This window comes from Burkholderia sp. HI2714 (assembly GCF_002223085.1).
In the GTDB taxonomy this organism is placed as follows: Bacteria; Pseudomonadota; Gammaproteobacteria; order Burkholderiales; family Burkholderiaceae; genus Burkholderia; species Burkholderia lata_D.
This window is the reverse complement of sequence record NZ_NKFM01000067.1, coordinates 39,814-56,938: the sequence shown is the minus strand read 5'-3', so window position 1 is coordinate 56,938 and position 17,125 is coordinate 39,814. Positions and strand designations below refer to the sequence as shown.

The window sequence follows — 17,125 nt, the reverse complement described above, 5'->3', positions numbered from 1 at the left end:
CATGTCAGCCGCGCGCATATTGATAGTCGAAGACGATCGGGTCGTCGCTCGTGACATTGCCCAGCAAATGCATCGATGCGGGCATGTCGTCATAGGAAGTGTCGCGACCGGGGAAGAAGCGATAACCTTGGCGGCGAAGGAAATGCCCGACCTTGTCCTCATGGATGTGCGGCTCGAGGGAGGACTCGACGGTATCGATACGGCTCGGCATTTGCGCGAGTCGTTCAATTTGCCCATTGTTTTCCTGACAGCCTATGCCGATGAGGAAACGGTACGACGTGCCACCGTGACCGAGCCATTCGGCTACGTGTTAAAGCCCTTCGATGACGTCCAGTTGCGGACGGTCGTCGAGATGGCGCTCTATAAGCACGATGCCGAGCGTCGATTGCGCGAGAGCGAGCAGCGCTATGCCGTTACGCTGGATAGCATCGGTGATGGTGTCATCGCGACAGACTTCAAGGGCGACATTACGCTGATCAATCCCGTTGCAGAATCGTTGACGGAATGGTCGCGGGGCGACGCAATAGGGAAGCCGCTCGAAGAAGTTCTGGATTTGTTCGACGAGGATACAGCCGCGCCGCTGAACATCAACGTTGCTGCTGTTTTGCGCGAAGGCGGTGTCATCAAGTTTCCTCCGCGGACAACGCTGGTCGGAAAAGCGGGACGTTCGGTACCGGTTGAAAACCGTGGGACGCCGATCGTGAGCGACTCGGGCGGCGTGATCGGCATGGTATTTGTCATTCGCGATGCGACGGAAACGCGTAAGGCCGCCCAAGCCGAAATCCTGCGTGAGACCAATGAAAGGCTGGACGTTGCGATGCGCGGCTCGAAAGTCGGGGTGTGGGCGGCTGAGATTCCGGGTGAAGACAGACGCGAATTGTCGCTGAAGTGTTGGAACATCCTGACGTGGTTGGGTTACACCGAAGGTCATACCGCACCGGACCTCGACCACGTGATGCAGCTTGTTCATCCCGATGACCGGGAGCGCCTGCGCGAAGCGTTTTGGCGATGTAGCAGGGTACCAGAGGGTCTCTTTGGCGTTGAACACCGCTTGCTTCATCACGACGGGACTTATCGATGGGTCTTGACGCGCGGCGCATCGAGGCAGCTTTCCTCCAGGGCGGCCGCGCGCGTGTGCGGCACCATGGTCGACATTACGGACCTGAAGTACGCGGAATCTGCGCTGCGGACTAGCGAAGAGCGCTTCCGGGGAACGTTTGAAAATGCCGCGGTAGGGATAGCGCACTGCGATCCGAGCGGGCGATTCCTCCGCGTCAACCAGCGCTATTGCGATATCGTGGGTTACAGGCGCGACGAACTGCTGTCGATGACGTTTATGGATATCACCGAGCGGCGGAGTGTCCCGAACAGCGTCAATCTATTCAAGAAGCTGATCGACGATGAATTCTCTCACTATGCAGAGGAGAAAGTCCTCATGCGTGGTGACGGCTCCCCAGTGTGGGTCAGTGTTTGCGTCTCCATACAGCGTGACGCCGACCGGCAAGTTCAGCATTCGATCGGCATTCTCCAGGACATCACGGAACGCAAAGCGCTCGAGGAGACTGTGCGCATTGCTCGTGACGAGGCGGAATCTGCCAACAAGGCGAAGGATCAGTTCCTGGCCAATATCAGCCACGAACTTCGCACGCCGCTGAACTGCATTCTCGGTTACGCGCAACTTTTGCGGCGTAGTGATGAGCTAAGCACGCGTCAGAAGTCACATGTGTCGCTGATTGAGCAAAGTGGGTCGCATCTTGTCACGTTGATTAATGACTTGCTGGACTTCGTGCGTACTGGCGCTGGCCGGATTGATCTGGAAGCAATGGATCTGTTGCTTGCACCCTTTCTCAAAATGCTTGCAGAGATGGTCAGCGTGCGAGCGCGTGAAAAGGGGATTGTTCTGACCTGCACGATTGCGCCAGACCTCCCGGCGATCATTCGTGTCGATGAAAAACGATTGCGGCAGGTGCTGCTCAATTTGTTGTCCAATGCAGTGAAGTTTACGGACGTCGGAGAGGTGGCATTTTCGGTGAAGATGCTTCCAGGCAGTGTCATGAGGTTCGAAGTGACAGATACCGGGCTTGGTATCAAGCCTGACGATATCGAGCGCGTGTTTCAGCCGTTTGAGCAGGCAGGTGACAGCGAACGTAGGCGTGCCGGTCTAGGCTTGGGACTTTCCATCAGCCAGCATTTGGCTCGCCTCATGGGTAGCGAAATCTTCGTCGAGAGTGAATATGGGCGGGGAAGTAAATTCGGGTTCGATTTGTTGATCGAAGATTCCTCCCGGGAATCGTCCGAACCTGACGACATGGGTTGTAGTCAATCGATGTTGGGTGGAGGCATGGTTGATGACGCACCGGACCACGTGTGCACGCCAGTGGAACTCCACTCGGATCGCTCGTGTCAGAGCGGTACAAAACTTTCCGATGTCGAAGCAACGGCGCCATTCGTCCTTCCTCCTCGGGCGAGCATGGAGGTGTTACACAACCTCGCGCTCAGAGGTTCGATGCGGGAAGTCATTCGACACATTGAGTCGCTCCGAACAAGCGACAGCCATTACGAGGATTTCGCCAACAAGGTGTGCAATCTTGCGGAGAACTTCGAGTCCCGAGAGCTAGTTGCGCTCATCGAGAAAAATCTAAATGGAAGTTAGTCCAGATGCCAGATGACTTCGGAAAAGATCCACCTGTAGTCTTGGTGGTTGATGATACGGCGGCTAACTTGGGGTTGGTGGTCGACTTCCTTGAGGGCAGCGGTCTGCAAGTCTCGATTGCGCGGGACGGTGAAGAGGCACTGAGCCGTGCGGTGCTTGTGCGCCCAGACTTGATACTGCTCGACGTGATGATGCCAGGCTTGGACGGGTTCGAGGTTTGCCAACGTTTGAAGGCCAAGCCTGAGACGAGGGATATTCCCATCATCTTCATGACGTCGCTATCGCGTACGGAAGACAAGACCGCGGGTTTCCAGGTTGGGGCAGTCGACTATGTCACCAAGCCCTTGCAAATGGAGGAATTGCTCGCACGGGTGCGCACGCACGTCAAGCTGCGGCGATTGCAAATGGCTCTCCAGGATCGCAACGCGCGTCTTCATGAAGAAGTGGAGCGGCGACAGGAAGCGCAAGAGGCGCTGCTGGAGATGATAAACAGCGTTCGCAACACATCGAATGCAATTGCTCATGATTTGCGGACGCCCCTCGCTGAACTTCGGTCGCGGATGGAGGTGATGATCTTCGATCTGAAAGACAAGCTCGATACTGACGGTCTTGAGCGACTTGAGGGTTCGCTCAATGATATCGACCGAGTGATTGGCATCTTCAATGCGCTTCTCCGTCTGGCCGAAATCGACGCAGGGGTTCGAAGGTCCGGCTTTGTTGCCAGTAATGTCGCAGAAATCGCGTCCGAGGCGGTGGACTTCTACCAGCCGTTGGCCGACCTGGGTGGGATTGCGCTTTCGCATGCTTGTCCCGCCGAACTGGACGCAGTGGTGGATCCACTACTTATTGCCCAAGCGGTTGGCAACCTGATTGACAACGGGCTGAAGTACGCGAAATCACGCGTGATTGTGTCAGTGAACGAACGTGACGACCTCATCGAGATATCGGTTGCAGACGATGGTCCTGGGGTCCCTGCTGCTGAAAAGGAAAAGGTAACGGAGCGGTTCTATCGTGGCGATGCGAGCCGGGGTACGCCTGGCGTGGGCCTGGGACTCTCGTTGGTCCAGAGCGTCGCCACGTTGCATCGAGGCACGCTAACCCTGGCCGACAATAATCCTGGGCTGGCGGTAAAGCTGACGGTTTCCCGGCGACTCGACAGTCACCGGCATCGTTCCAGTTGATGGATGCTTGTTGGGGCGCCTCGTGGGCTTCGCTACGAGACGCGTACTTCGCTGAAAGGGGGCGGGAAAAGTGCTTCGACGTCGGCTCGCTGCACACATGTCGCGACTCGGTATCGGCGCGATGCTTCTCTGATTAAGGTGCTGCAGATCCTTTAAGCGTGTGACAAAGACTCTTCAGTGACGGCTCAATTATTGTGAGCCTTGGGTCACTCGCTGTATTCCGCGGCGATTCGCGATGGCACACGAAGAACTTGCGATGCGAACGGGCCCGAAGTAACTGGACCGCTTGTCATTTGCTTGGATACTCCGCCATGAACGAGTTCAATCGCTGGGAGCGAGTGATTTCGCTGCTAAACCCACCGCTCGACGCGGATCGCTGGATGGTGCCCCGCATCCGAGGACGGAAGGACGTGCCCGTTTCGATTAGCAGCATCCCGCGGCGTCGAACCGCAATCGTTTCAGCTGAGCGGAATACCGATTCGTCGGTCTTGTTGTCATGGAGTGACCCGACTCACTGCCGCTACGATGAACAACGCTGGATCATTGCGAAGGCGCGCACGGTCGGCCGCTGCGCGCTGACGGGGCGCGTGATCCGTTGCGGGGATGCGATCTACAAGCCTCAGATCCGGTGCGCGAAACGCCCCGCGAACTCCCGCGAGATGGTACTTGCGTCAGCATTCGATGAGTTTCTGCCGCGAACGTTGCGGGGACGAAGCAAGGCGGTTTACGACTCCTCTGGCGATGTCCGTCCCCTTGGTCCGAACTAGCTTCTTCCACTATGTTCAGCAGGATTGCGAAGGAAGAGATTCTGATTCACCGTTGGCCTACGCTACTAATTCGCCTGCAACAGCAGCGCAGTTACGCATTCAGATCACTTGCAGCTAACGACAACGCAAGCAATCCAAATTGCTGAGACTGGTCACCTCGGTGTGATGCCGTGTCCGAAATCTCGCAGCCAATTCCAGCCACATGGAAGCAAGGGACTCAATGAAGCGATACGAAAAACTCGCGGACGACATCGAGCGCCTGATCCGCCACGGTGTGTATCGGCATGGCGACCGGATTCCGTCGGTGCGGCAGGCGAGCCAGCAACATCGGATCAGCATCACGACCGTGCTGCATGCGTATCTGCTGCTGGAAAGCCGCGGGTTGCTCGAAAGCCGACCGCAGTCGGGCTATTTCGTGAAGCTGCGGCGCGACGACGGCCACGCGCCGGTGCGCGAGCTGCGGCCATCGAAGCCGATCGCGATCTCGTCGTCGGTCGACGTGAGCCGGCTCGTGCTGTCGACGCTGCGCTCGGTCGGCACGGATGACGCGGTGCCGCTCGGCTCGCCGTATCCGGACCCGAGCCTGTTCCCGTTCGAGAAGCTGAACCGCTACGTATACGAGGCCGGTCGCGACAAGTCGCTGTGGGGCGTGACCGACGGGCTGCCGCCCGGCCATCCGCGGCTGATCCGTCAGATCGCGCGCCGCTACCTGGAGAACGGGATGTCGGTGGACCCGAACGAGATCATCGTGACGGTCGGCGCGACGGAGGCGATCAATCTGTGCCTGCAGGCGGTGGCAAAGCCGGGCGACACGATCGCGGTGGAATCGCCGACGTTCTACGCGATGCTGCATGCGATCGAACGCATGGGGATGAAGGCGATCGAGGTGGCAACGCATCCGGAGTACGGGATCGACATCGCGGCGCTGGCCGCGATCGCGAAGTCGCAGCCGATCGCCGCGTGCATGGTGATGCCGAACTTCCAGAACCCGCTCGGCTTCCAGATGCCGGACGAGCGCAAGCGCGAGCTGGTCGAGTTCGCGACGAAGACCGGGATGCCGCTGATCGAGAACGGCGTGTACAACGAGCTGTATTTCGGCGATGCGCATCCGAGTTCGCTGAAGTCGTATGACCGCAGCGGGATCGTGCTGCACTGCTCGTCGTTCTCGAAGAGCCTGACGGCCGCGTACCGGATCGGCTGGGCGCTGCCGGGCCGCTACCGCGATCAGGTCGAGAAGCTGAAATTCCTGAACACGCTCGCGACGCCGTCGTTGCCGCAGCTCGCGATCGCGGAGTTTCTCGAACGCGACGGCTACGAGCATCACCTGCGGCGCCTGCGCAAGGCGTATGCGCAGCAGGCGAACCTGATGCGCGCGATGGTGTCGCGATTCTTTCCGGAAGGCACGCGCATTTCGAGCCCGGCGGGTGGCTACGTGCTGTGGGTCGAACTGCCCGCGCAGCTCGATGCAATGCGGCTGTACCAGCTCGCGCTGGAGCAGGGGATCACGATCGGCCCCGGCTACATGTTCTCGGCCACCGGGAACTACCGAAGTTTTATCCGGTTGAACTACAGTAGTCCTTGGTCCTCTGATGTTGAGCAGTCTGTCGTAACCGTCGGCCGACTCGCACAAAGCCCTGACTTTTTCTGCGTCTAGTACGAGGTTGTTCGATCAATCGGAGATCGCGTCCGACGAGTGGCACGCGACGATCCGGCGCACGCGCGCCGTGCGCCGCGACGCACGAGCGTTCAGCGCGACCGGGTGCGCCGCCACACGCCGGGCGGATGACCCACGATCCGGGCGAATACGCGGTTGAGATGGCTCTGGTCCGAGAAGCCGCACGCGACCGCGATGTCGGCCAGCGTCATGTCGGACGTCTCGATCAGTTCGCGTGCGCGTATTACGCGCTGTTCGAGCAGCCATTGGTGCGGCGTGCGGCCGGTGGTGCGCGAGAATGCGCGGATGAAATAGCCGCGCGACAGGTCGCATTCGTTCGCCACTTCCTCGATCGATACGCCGAGGTCCGCCTTTTCCATCAACAGCTCCTGGGCGCGCGCCACCTTCGCGGGAGACAGCACGCCCTTGCGTTCGAGCTCGCGCGTGCGCGCATTGCCGTAGCGGCGCACCAGATGCGTGCCCATCGCGAGCCCGATCTGTTCGATGAACAGCGCGTTCAGCGGGCCGGGGGCGTCGAGGCTGTCGGCTACCGCGTGCGCGAGATGCCCGAGCACCGGATCGCGGACGTCGGGACGGCACGTGAGGCCGCCGATCGGCTGGCCGCCGTGCTCGGGGCCGACGCGTTCGAGATACGCATGCGGCAGCTCGACCAGCACGAAGTCGAAGTTGCCGTACAGATCCGCGTGGAAAGGGCGGGAAAAATCGCGAATGTAGATCGAGTGATGCTCGAACCGGCGTTCGCTCGCGGCGCCGCGCCCATACAGCGTGCGGCGGTGGCCGCCGTTCAGCGACACGCCGACCAGGAAGCCGCGTTCGCACGGCGGCATCTCGATGCGCTCGACGTGCGCTTCGCGCATGCATTTGCGGTGAAGCTTCAGGCCGCCGGATGTCGTCTCGACATCCTTCGCCAGCAGGCTCGACACGCAGCCGAGCGTGTCTTTCGGCAGCGGCGGAGGCGCTGTCACCGGCGCGGCGATGACGGTGTCTGACATGGAATTCCCCAGCGAGGGACTCGGTGCGTGAAATGACGAGTCCAGTTTAGATGCGCACGCGAACGTTCAAAATGAATTTGCATAAACGTACGCTCGCCATTCTGACAAATTGCTTTCAATGCGGGTGCGCGGTGGCGGCGTATTCCGGCGCAACGCCTGCACGAGCGGTCCGGCAGAATATAGCGCCCCACTTTGACACGCAAGTGATCGTGCCGGCCGCGCCCGACCGAAATCCGCGTGCCGAGCGCATTTTCCTTCAAGATTTTCAGCGGCCATCTGTCTACACTTGGTCCGGAATTCGACATTCTCCGTCCGGTGCAACGGTGCGCCGGACGCGGACTTCCTGCCGGATGAACTGCCGCGTTCATCCGGCAGCCATCCCGAGGGACCCGGAGGCGGCCATGATCCAGATCGGAACTTTGTCGGTGGATTTCGAGCAGCGCGACATTCGGCGCCACGGCTCGTCGCTGCGCATCGGCGCGCGCGCGCTCGACATTCTCGAAGTCCTGCACCGCGCGAGCGGGTCGGTCGTGTCGAAAGACGACATCATGGATGCGGTCTGGCCGGGCCTGATCGTCGAGGAAAACCGGCTTCAGGTGCATGTGGCGACGCTGCGCAAGGCGCTCGGCGCGAACCGCGATCTGATCAAGACGGTGCCCGGACGCGGCTACCTGCTGGTGGCGAGCGCGTCGCCCGGCCCGGACCTCGTGCCCGTGGCCGAAGCGCCGGCCGTCGCGGTGCCGCCGGCCATCGCCGTATCGTCCGATGCGCCCGATGCGCCCGATGCGCCCGATGCGCCCGCGTCGTCGCTGCTCGCGCCGCTCGTCGGGCGCGACGCCGAAATCGCGCAGATCGTCGACATGCTCGAACGCACGCCGGTCGTCACGCTCGTCGGCGCGGGCGGCATCGGCAAGACGAGCCTCGCCGTACGCGTGGCCCACGCGGTGCGCAGCCGCTCGCGCGAGCGCGTGCTGTTCGTGGAGCTGGCGCGCGCGGGGACGCGCGACGACATGCTGATCGCCCTCGCGGCCGAGTTCGGCCTGGACACGCAGCGCGCGCCCGCCGTCGAGGACATCGGTGCCGCGTTCGCGGCGTCGCGCTGCCTGCTCGTGCTCGACAATGCCGAACACATCGTCGATCTCGTCGCGAGCCTCGTCGAAACGCTGACGTCGAGTGCCGGCTCGCTGCGCGTGCTCGTCACGAGCCGCGAGCCGCTGCACATCTCGGCTGAAGCGGTGCTGCGCATGAGCCCGCTCGCGGTGCCGGACGGCAACGCGTCCGCCGACGAAATCGTCCGCTGTTCGGCCGTCGAGCTGTTCCTCGAACGCGTGCGCGCGGCCGCGCCGGATTGCGCGGTCGACGAGGCCGGCGTGCGGCTGATCGGCGACATCTGCCGGCGCCTCGATGGGCTGCCGCTCGCCATCGAGCTGGCCGCGGCGCGCGTGGCGACGCTCGGGCTCGCGGTCGTCGCCTCGCGTCTCGACGACCGGCTGAACCTGCTGACGGGCGGGCTGCGCTCGGCGCTGCCGCGTCATCAGACGCTGCGCGCGACGTTCGACTGGAGCTACGTGCTGCTCGATCGGGCCGCGCGCACGCTGTTTCGCCGGATGGGGTGCTTCATCGGGCCGTTTTCGTTCGATGCCGCGCAGGCGGTCGCCACCGAGCCCGGCACGTCGGCCGCCGACATGATCGCGGTGTTCGGCGAGCTGGTGGCGAAATCGCTGGTGACCGTCGAGTTCCATGGCGCGTCTGCGCGCTACCGGCTGACCGAATCGACGCGCGCATACGCGCTCGAAAAACTGCACAACGAGGGCGAGTTCGAGCGCATCGTCGCGCGCCATGCGGAGTACGAGCGCGAGCGTGCGCCCGTGCGTCTCGTGGCGCCCGTGACGCCCGCCGACGTGCCGCCCGCCGATGCGCCCGCGCTGGCCGTGGACGAACCGGCTGACGCCGCCGAGGCCGCCGAGGTCGCCGACGTGCCCGAGCCCGACCGGCTGACGCACGCGCTGCTGGAGCCGTCGCGGATGCGCGCGTGCACGGCGCGCGCGAGAGAGCTGCTCGACGGACTCGACACGGGCGCGACGGACCCGGTTGACGCCGCGCGCGAGATGCGGCTGCGGGCGGCCTGCGCGTCGGCGCTGCTGCATACCGACGGCGACGCGCTGGCCGCCGCCGCGATGTGGGACCACACGCTCGGTCTCGCCGCGCACATCGGCGACGATGCGTTCGACGCGCGCGCGCTGGTCGGACTGTGGAACACGATGCTGACGCTGTCGGACATTCACGAATCGCTGCGCTACGCGACCCGCTTCGAGCGGGCGGCCGAGCGGCGCGGCGACCGCTCGCAGCGGTTGCTGGCGAACACGATGGTCGCGACGTCGCTGCATTACTTCGGCGAGCACGCCCAGGCGCGCGAGCGGCTGGAAGCGGCGATGGCCGAGCTCGCCGATGCGGGCGAACCGCCGTGCGCGCAGGCCGCGCTGGGCGTCGACATGGCGACGCTCGGGCGCACGATGCTGATCCGTCTGCTCTGGATGCAAGGCGAGCCCGAGCACGCGATGCGGGTCGCCGCGCAGGCGGTCGAGCATGCGCATCGCAGCCCGTCGCCGCTCTCGCTGTGCATCGTGCTCGGCGCGGCCGCCGTGCCGATCGCGCTGCGCTACGGCGATCACGACATCACCTCCGACTATCTCGCGACGCTGCGCGCGACCGCCGACGCGCACGGTTTCGACATCTGGCGCAGTCACGCGGAATGCCTGACCGGCGAGTTCGACATCCAGGCCGGCCATCCCGGCGCCGGCCTCGCGCGGCTCGAACCCGCGCTGCGGCGCGTCGAGGCGAGCGGCTTCCGGCGCGTGCTCGCGCCGTTGACCGTCGCGTACGCGGAGGGCCTCGTGCGGACCGGCCGCGCGGATGAAGCGCGCACGCGGCTCGATGCGACGCTCGCGCGCTGCCGCGCGCACGGCGAGCACCTGTTCGTCCCCGAACTGCTGCGCGTGAGAGGCGTCGCGATGCTCGAACAGGCGCGCACCGTCGGCGCGGATCTCGCCGTGGCGTACGAGGCCGACGGGCATCGTCATCTGCAGATGGCGATCCAGACCGCGAACGCGCAGGGCGCCGCGATGTGGGCGCTGCGCAGCTCGCTCGATCTCGCCGATCACCTGATCGAGCGCGGGCACACCGCGCAGGCGTCGGCGCTGGTCGCCGGTGTCGCGCGGCACTTCGATCCGCATTCGCGCGCCCACGACGTGCGCCGTTTGCTGCGGGTGCAGAACTTCGTCCGTCAGGATGCGCCGCTCGCGCCGTGCCTGACGCGCGCGCGACGCGATGCCGCCGACGCGGCGCAGCAGGCGGCATGACGATGCGCGAATCCGGTACGGCAGTGCGGCCGCGCGATCGCAGCAGGCGTGCCGACGCAGGCGGTGCGGCCGCGTGCCAGTGGGCGGCGGGAAGCAGGACGTGTCGTGCGGCGTCGTGCGCCGGCGTGCACGGGAGGCCCGACGGTGCTTAGAGCGACGGAACCCGCGCGTTCGGCGGACCTCGTCGTGTTCAACGGCAAGATCGCGACCCAGGACGAACAGCGCTCGTTCGTCCGCGCGCTCGCCGTGAAGGACGGAACCATCGTCGCGACCGGCGACGATCGCGACGTGCTGCGCCATGCGCACGACGGCACGACCCGTATCGATCTGAACGGCCGTACCGTGATTCCGGGGCTGATCGACGCGCACCTGCAGGCGATCCGCGGCGGCATGAACTTCAACCTCGAGGTGCGCTGGGACGGCGTGCCGTCGCTGGCCGACGCGCTCGACCTGCTGGGCCGGCAAGTCCGCCGCACGCCCGCGCCGCACTGGGCGCGCGTGGCGGGCGGCTGGACCGCGCTGCAGTTCGCGGAAAAGCGCGGCCCGACGGCGGCCGAGCTCAACGCGATCGCACCCGACACGCCGGTATTCATCCAGCATCTCGGCGACAGCGCGTGGCTGAATGCGGCCGCGCTGCGCGCGATCGGCTACGGGCGCGACACGCCCGATCCGCCGGGCGGCGAATTGCGGCGCGACCGCCATGGGCGGCCGACCGGGCTGCTGCTCGCGCGCCCGGATCCGGCCGTGCTGGCCGCGGCGCTCGCGCGCGCGCCGGTGCTCGGCGCGGCCGACCGGGTCAACTCGACGCGGCAGTTCATGCGCGCGCTGAACCGCGTCGGCGTGACGAGCGCGATCGACGCCGGCGGCGACGGTCTTGCGTATCCGGACGATTACGCGGCGGTCATCGCGCTGGCACGCCGCGGCGAACTGACGACGCGCATCGCGTACGCGCTGGGCGCACGGCACGCCGGCCGGGAAATCGACGACTTCGCGCAGTGGATCGCGCTGACCTCGCCTGGCGACGGCGATGCGTTCCTGCGCGCGAACGGCGCGGGCGAGCGGCTGCTGTTTTCGGCGGTCGATCTGGGGAGTTTTCTCGACCCGCGCACCGAACTGCCCGCGTCGGTCGAAGCGGAGCTGACCGCCGTCGTCCGGCTGCTGGTCCGCCACCGCTGGCCGTTCCGGCTGCATGCGACCTACGACGAGTCGATCGGCCGCTTCCTCGACGTGTTCGAGGCGGTGAACCGCGATACGCCGTTCGCCGGGCTGCGCTGGTGTTTCGACCGGTGCGAGACGATGTCGGATGCGAACATCGCGCGCGTGGCGGCGCTGGGCGGCGGCGTGACGGTGCAGCCGCGCATGGCGTTCCAGGGCGAAGCATTCATCGCGCGCGACGGTGCGGCCGCGGCGACGCGCGCGCCGCCGATCCGCGCGATGCTCGCGGCCGGGCTGCCGGTCGGGGCGGGCTCCGGCGCGCTGGATGCGGGAAGCTACAACCCGTTCGTCGCGCTGTACTGGATGGTGTCGGGGCGCAGCGTCGGCGGCACCGTGCTGTATCCGGCGCGCAACCGGCTCGGCCGGATGGAGGCGCTGCGCCGCTACACGGTCGGCAGCGCATGGTTTTCCGCCGACGAGCATCGCAAGGGTGCGCTGATGCCCGGCCGTTACGCGGACTTCGCGGTACTGAGCGACGACTATTTCACGATCGACACGGCGCGCATCCCGCAGCTGTCGTCGGTGCTGACGGTCGTCGACGGCAAGGTCGTGCACGCGGAACGGGAATTTGCGTCGCTCGCGCCGCCGCCGCCCCCCGTCAGCCCCGGATGGTCGCCGGTCGCCGATGGCGGCGGCACGCCTGCGGCCGGTACGAACGGGCACGGCGGTCCGCGCGCATCGGCGGCGGGCGACGCGTGCACGGAACCCGCTACCGATGCGTGCCGGGCACGCGGCCCCGGGCGCCGCTTCGCGCGGCCGCGCTATCCGACGGCCAGCGCGGCCGGCGGCCGCTGCGAAGCGTGCGGCCGCCGCTGCGCCGTGTGCTAGCCGGCACGCACCGGTGCGCGCGCCGCCGTGGCCGGCGCACGGCCTTGCCTTGAACGATTTTTCGTCCCGTGCACGGGACAGGAAGGAGACACGATGAACGTTGCGCATACGCGCGCACCGTCGACCGGCGACGAAGTGGCCGGCGTCAGCATTCCGCGCACGACGCTAGCGGTCGAGGCGGCCGACGCGGCGCGCGCATCGTTGCCTGCCGCGCTCGCCGATCATGCCGCGCGCGTGTTCGTGTTCGCGTCGCTCGCCGCGCGGCGAGCGGGCGAAGGGTGCGATGCCGATGCGCTGTACGTCGCCGCGATGTACGCGAACATGGGGCTGAGCCCCGCTTACTGCCGCTCGCCCGAACGTTACGAACTCGACGGCGCCGATGCCGCGCACGCGCTGCTGGTGCGGCATCGGCGCTCGCGCAGCATGCGCGACGACGTATGGCGCGCGATCGCGCTGCATACGACGCCCGGTGTGGCCGCGCGCGCGTCGCCGCTCGCCCGTGCGCTGGCCCGCGCCGTGTCGACGGATCTGATGGCAACCGATTTCGACAGCTACACCGCCGACGAGCGCACCGCGGTGCTCGCGGCTTACCCGCGCGGCAGCGGATTTCGCGAAACCTTCCTTGCCGCGGTCGCGCGCGGCGTCGAGCATCGGCCGCAGTCGACTTTCGGCACGTGGAGCGCCGACGTGCTCGAACGCGCGGATCCGGATTTCCAGCGGCCGAATTTCTGCGGGCGCGTGCTGGGCGCGCGGTGGAACGACGCGTGACGGCGCCGTTGCCCCGCGCGGGAATCGGCCGCGCGAGCCGCGCTATCGCGATGCGGTGCGCGACGACCCGTGCAGTGCGCGGGGCATCCGCCGGTTACGCGGGCGATTCGGCCGCGTCGTGCCGCGCATAGTCGACGTAGCCCGCGCGGTCGCCGCCGTACCAGCCGACGTTTTTCGGCTCCGCGAGCGGGGCGCGTGCGGCGAGGCGCTCGACGAGATCGGGGTTCGCGATATAGGCGCGCGCGAACGCGACGAGATCGGCGTCGCCTGCGTCGATCAGCGCGTTCGCCGCGTCCGGTGAAATGCCGCCGTTGACGATCAGCGTGCCGCGGAACGACCGGCGCGCGTGCTCGACGATGCGCGGCAGGTCGGGCTCGCCGCTCCAGCCGTTGGTGTCGGCCGCGTGCAGGTAGGCGACACCCGCGTCGTCGAGCATCCGGCCGACGTACGCGAGCGTCGCATCCGGATCGGCATCGCGCACGTTGTTGTACATCGCGTACGGCGAGATCCGCACGCCGACGCGGCCGAGCGGCATCACGCCGCCGACCGCGTCGACGATTTCCGCGAGAAAGCGCGCGCGGTTCGCGACCGAGCCGCCGTAGCGATCGTCGCGGCGGTTCAGCGTCGACGACAGGAACTGGTGCGGCAGGTAGCCGTTCGCCGCATGGATCTCGACGCCGTCGAAGCCGGCGGCCATCGCACGCGTCGCCGCTTGCCGGAATTCATCGACGGCCGCGACGACTTCGTCGGTCGTCATCGCGCGCGACGGCGTCGCGTGAATCTTCGTGTAATAGCCGTTCTGCAACTGCGCCCAGACCTGCAGCTGTTCGAGGTCGTCGTTCACGCCGGACGGCGACAGCGGCGCGGCGCCGCCGAGCAGCGTCAGCGAACTGACCCGGCCGCCGTGCCACAGCTGCGCGAAGATGCGGCCGCCGTTCGCGTGTACGGCATCGGTGACGACCTTCCAGCCGGCGGCTTGCGCATCGTCGACGAGCCCCGGCGTCAGCTCGAATGCGGCGGACGCGCGGCTGACGTTGGTCGCCTCGGTCACGATCAGGCCGGCCGACGCGCGCTGCGCGTAGTACTCGGCCATCAGTTCGGTGGGCAGCCCGCGCGACGGCGCGCGCGAGCGCGTCATCGGTCCCATCACGACGCGGTTCGGCAGCGCGAGGCCGCGCAGATCATAGGTACTGAGCAGGGAAGACATGGTGGACTCCTTTTCTTCGACGTGGAGCGGGACGGCAACGCGCCCCGCGAACGAATCGGTTTGAAGGGCAGCGGCGGGGTTCAGCCGAGCGCGTGACGTTGCGCGTGCGGCCGCCCGACGAGCAGGTAGTGCGCGAGCGCGACGATCGGGAACGCACTGGCCACCGCCGCGACGAGCGACCAGCCGCCATGCTCGTACAGCGGGCTCGCGAGCGCCGAGCCGACGGCGCCGCCGACGAAGATGCTCGTCATGTACAGCGCGTTCAGCCGGTTGCGGCTTGCCGCGTGCAGCGCGTAGATCTCGCGTTGGCCGAGCACCATGTTCATCTGCACCGCGAAGTCGAGCACGATGCCGGTCACGACGAGCCCGTACAGGCCGGTGCCGTGCACGAACCCGATCGCGTACGACAGCGTGCCGGCGACCAGCGCGATCAGCGTCGCGCGCACCGTATGGCCGGCGTCCGCGAGGCGCCCGGCCACCGGTGCCGACGTCGCGCCGATCGCGCCGACCAGCGCGAACAGGCCGATGGCCGACTGCGATAGTCCGTAGTGACGCGTCAGCTCAACCGGCACGGCGGTCCAGAACAGGCTGAACGATGCGAACATCAGGCCCTGGTAGAACGCGCGATGGCGCAGGACGGGCATCGTGCGGACCAGTTGCAGCAGCGACCCGATCAGCTCGAAATAAGTCGCGCGATGGTCGGGCTGGCGCGGCGGAATCGTCAGCGCGAGCACGGCCGTGACGAGCGTCATCAGCACGGCGGCCGCCGCGAACACGAAACGCCAGCCGAACGCGTCGGCCACGACGCTCGACAGCGGGCGGGCCAGCAGGATGCCGAGCAGCAGCCCGCTCATGATCGTACCGACCACGCGGCCGCGCGAATGATCCGGCGCGAGATGCGCGGCGAGCGGCACGAGGATCTGCACGGCCACCGAGCTGAAGCCGATCAGCAGCGAAATCGCGAGAAAGAGCCCGGGGGTGCGCACGAGCGCCGCCGCGGCGAGGCTTGCAATCGACACGACGGCCGTCACGATCATCAGCTTGCGGTTCTCGAGCAGGTCGCCGAGCGGCACGATGAAGAACAGGCCGAGGGCATAACCGATCTGCGTCAACGACACGATCAGGCTCGCCGTGCCGCCGGACATGTGCAGGCCCGGCGCGATGAGTTCCGTGATCGGCTGCGCGTAGTACAGGTTCGCGACGATCGCGCCGCAGCTGAATGCGAACAGCAGGATCAACCCCTGCGTGAGTCGGGTGCCGTGCGCGGGCGGCGCGAGCGGCGTGGAATCTGCTGACATGGTGGACTCCTTGAGAAGAGGGAGGCGGGGCACCGTGTCGCCGCGCCTGCATGGGGTTCGCGTGGCGCGCGATACGGTGCACCGCGTTGCCGTCCATACTATTGATCGATCGATAAAATCAGAAGCGAGCCGCCGCGCAATCGAGCTTTGCGCGGCACGCAAAGGTGCCGCGTCCGGTCAGCCGCGCTTGCCCTGCAGCGTCGGAATCTGCTCGAACAGGCCCGCGAGCCAGTCGACGAACACCTTCAGCTTGACGGGCACGTGGCGATTGGGCGGATACAGCACCGAGATCGGCCGGGCCGGCGCGTTGAAATCGGTCAGCACCTCGCGCAGCCGGCCCGATTTCAAATAAGGCTCGACGAGGTACAGCGACGTCTTGATCAGGCCAATGCCCGCGACGCCGCACTCGATGTAGTTGTCCGCATCGTTGACGGCGACCGTGCCGCACATCTGCACGACGCGCGGCTCGCCGTCGACGACGTAGTCCCACACGCGGGGGCGTCCGGTATCGGCCGAGATGTGGCTGACCGCCACGTGCTGCGCGAGATCGTCGACGGTCTCCGGCTCGCCGCACCGTGCCAGGTACGCGGGCGAGGCGCACGTGCAGGTGGTCAGGCTGCCGATGCGCCGCGCGATCATCCCCGAGTCGTCGAGCGCGCCGATGCGCACCACGCAGTCGACGCCTTCGCCGACGAGATCGATCTGCCGGTCGGTCACGCCGAGCTCGATCATGATGCCCGGATGGGCGTCGAGGAAGGTGGGCAGCGCGGGCACCACGACCTGCTTGGCCATCGCCGGCGGCAGGTTCACCTTCAGCCGGCCGCGCGGCACGTTGCGCGCCTGCGAGACCGACGCTTCCATGTCGTCGATTTCGCGCAGTACCGCGACGGAACGTTCGTAGTAAGCCTGGCCGTCCTCGGTCAGCGAGATGCGGCGCGTCGTGCGGTTCAGCAGCCGGCAGCCGAGGTGCTGTTCGAGCGCGCTGAGCAGCGCGGACACGCGCGGCGTCGTGAGGCCGGTTGTGTCGGACGCGCGCGTGAAGCTGCCGGTTTCGACGATGCGCGTGAACACGCGCATCGAAAGCAAGGTATCCATCGTCGGGAAGGCTCCAGTCCTGTCGGGTCGCGGCGCCGGTGCGTGCCGGCGCCGTCCGTCTTGTCGGGTATCGGTCGCGCGTATCGG

At 66.3% G+C, this 17,125-nt stretch carries 11 protein-coding genes; 7 read left to right on the top strand and 4 right to left on the bottom strand.

Annotated elements, in window-relative coordinates:
- Window position 1: 1 nt before the first annotated feature.
- The 4 genes from CFB82_RS36975 to CFB82_RS36960 all read left to right on the top strand — a co-directional run bounded on the left by CFB82_RS36975 (window position 2) and on the right by CFB82_RS36960 (window position 6,255).
- The gene (locus tag CFB82_RS36975) at window positions 2-2,653 is read left to right on the top strand and encodes a hybrid sensor histidine kinase/response regulator (RefSeq protein WP_179255504.1); all 2,652 of its coding nucleotides are present in this window, start codon (window positions 2-4) and stop codon (window positions 2,651-2,653) included.
- A 5-nt stretch (window positions 2,654-2,658) separates the two neighbouring features.
- Entirely contained in the window at window positions 2,659-3,834 is a 1,176-nt protein-coding gene (locus CFB82_RS36970) for an ATP-binding response regulator (RefSeq protein WP_089449353.1), read from the top strand.
- Window positions 3,835-4,145: 311 nt separating this feature from the next.
- Window positions 4,146-4,601, top strand: coding sequence for a DUF3331 domain-containing protein (locus tag CFB82_RS36965; protein ID WP_089449354.1), 456 nt, complete (start codon window positions 4,146-4,148; stop codon window positions 4,599-4,601).
- A 220-nt stretch (window positions 4,602-4,821) separates the two neighbouring features.
- Entirely contained in the window at window positions 4,822-6,255 is a 1,434-nt protein-coding gene (locus CFB82_RS36960; protein WP_089487284.1) for an aminotransferase-like domain-containing protein, read from the top strand.
- Between the two features lie 92 nt (window positions 6,256-6,347).
- Here CFB82_RS36960 and CFB82_RS36955 read toward each other — a convergent pair whose 3' ends face one another.
- Window positions 6,348-7,268, bottom strand: a complete 921-nt coding sequence (locus tag CFB82_RS36955; protein WP_089449356.1) for an AraC family transcriptional regulator — start codon at window positions 7,266-7,268, stop codon at window positions 6,348-6,350.
- 401 nt (window positions 7,269-7,669) lie between these two features.
- On the opposite strand from CFB82_RS36955, the gene CFB82_RS36950 reads away from it, so the two are divergent.
- The 3 genes from CFB82_RS36950 (at window position 7,670) to CFB82_RS36940 (ending at window position 13,438) form a co-directional block, all read left to right on the top strand.
- Window positions 7,670-10,627 carry an ATP-binding protein gene (locus tag CFB82_RS36950; RefSeq protein WP_089487283.1) on the top strand — a complete coding sequence of 986 codons (2,958 nt, stop codon included), beginning with the start codon at window positions 7,670-7,672 and terminating at the stop codon, window positions 10,625-10,627.
- Window positions 10,628-10,771: 144 nt separating this feature from the next.
- Complete coding sequence (locus CFB82_RS36945; RefSeq protein WP_256990659.1) at window positions 10,772-12,670, top strand: amidohydrolase; 1,899 nt, start codon at window positions 10,772-10,774, stop codon at window positions 12,668-12,670.
- Between the two features lie 93 nt (window positions 12,671-12,763).
- The gene (locus CFB82_RS36940; RefSeq protein WP_069250235.1) at window positions 12,764-13,438 is read left to right on the top strand and encodes a phosphohydrolase; all 675 of its coding nucleotides are present in this window, start codon (window positions 12,764-12,766) and stop codon (window positions 13,436-13,438) included.
- A gap of 94 nt (window positions 13,439-13,532) precedes the next feature.
- Here the strand turns inward: CFB82_RS36940 and CFB82_RS36935 are convergent, their stop codons facing one another.
- The 3 genes from CFB82_RS36935 to CFB82_RS36925 all read right to left on the bottom strand — a co-directional run bounded on the left by CFB82_RS36935 (window position 13,533) and on the right by CFB82_RS36925 (window position 17,038).
- A complete protein-coding gene (locus tag CFB82_RS36935; RefSeq protein ID WP_089487281.1) occupies window positions 13,533-14,645 on the bottom strand; it encodes an alkene reductase in 1,113 nt (370 codons plus the stop codon).
- A gap of 80 nt (window positions 14,646-14,725) precedes the next feature.
- Entirely contained in the window at window positions 14,726-15,943 is a 1,218-nt protein-coding gene (locus tag CFB82_RS36930; RefSeq protein ID WP_089487280.1) for an MFS transporter, read from the bottom strand.
- 177 nt (window positions 15,944-16,120) lie between these two features.
- A complete protein-coding gene (locus CFB82_RS36925; protein ID WP_089487279.1) occupies window positions 16,121-17,038 on the bottom strand; it encodes a LysR family transcriptional regulator in 918 nt (305 codons plus the stop codon).
- Window positions 17,039-17,125 lie beyond the last annotated feature (87 nt).

What these genes read in the sequence shown, in the direction of transcription:
- CFB82_RS36940 (WP_069250235.1), top strand. Translation starts at nt 12,764, where the DNA reads ATGAACGTTGCGCATACGCGCGCACCGTCGACCGGCGACGAAGTGGCC.
- CFB82_RS36970 (WP_089449353.1), top strand. Translation starts at nt 2,659, where the DNA reads ATGCCAGATGACTTCGGAAAAGATCCACCTGTAGTCTTGGTGGTTGAT.
- CFB82_RS36935 (WP_089487281.1), bottom strand. Translation starts at nt 14,645, where the DNA reads ATGTCTTCCCTGCTCAGTACCTATGATCTGCGCGGCCTCGCGCTGCCG.
- CFB82_RS36960 (WP_089487284.1), top strand. Translation starts at nt 4,822, where the DNA reads ATGAAGCGATACGAAAAACTCGCGGACGACATCGAGCGCCTGATCCGC.
- CFB82_RS36975 (WP_179255504.1), top strand. Translation starts at nt 2, where the DNA reads ATGTCAGCCGCGCGCATATTGATAGTCGAAGACGATCGGGTCGTCGCT.
- CFB82_RS36950 (WP_089487283.1), top strand. Translation starts at nt 7,670, where the DNA reads ATGATCCAGATCGGAACTTTGTCGGTGGATTTCGAGCAGCGCGACATT.
- CFB82_RS36930 (WP_089487280.1), bottom strand. Translation starts at nt 15,943, where the DNA reads ATGTCAGCAGATTCCACGCCGCTCGCGCCGCCCGCGCACGGCACCCGA.
- CFB82_RS36925 (WP_089487279.1), bottom strand. Translation starts at nt 17,038, where the DNA reads ATGGATACCTTGCTTTCGATGCGCGTGTTCACGCGCATCGTCGAAACC.
- CFB82_RS36955 (WP_089449356.1), bottom strand. Translation starts at nt 7,268, where the DNA reads ATGTCAGACACCGTCATCGCCGCGCCGGTGACAGCGCCTCCGCCGCTG.
- CFB82_RS36965 (WP_089449354.1), top strand. Translation starts at nt 4,146, where the DNA reads ATGAACGAGTTCAATCGCTGGGAGCGAGTGATTTCGCTGCTAAACCCA.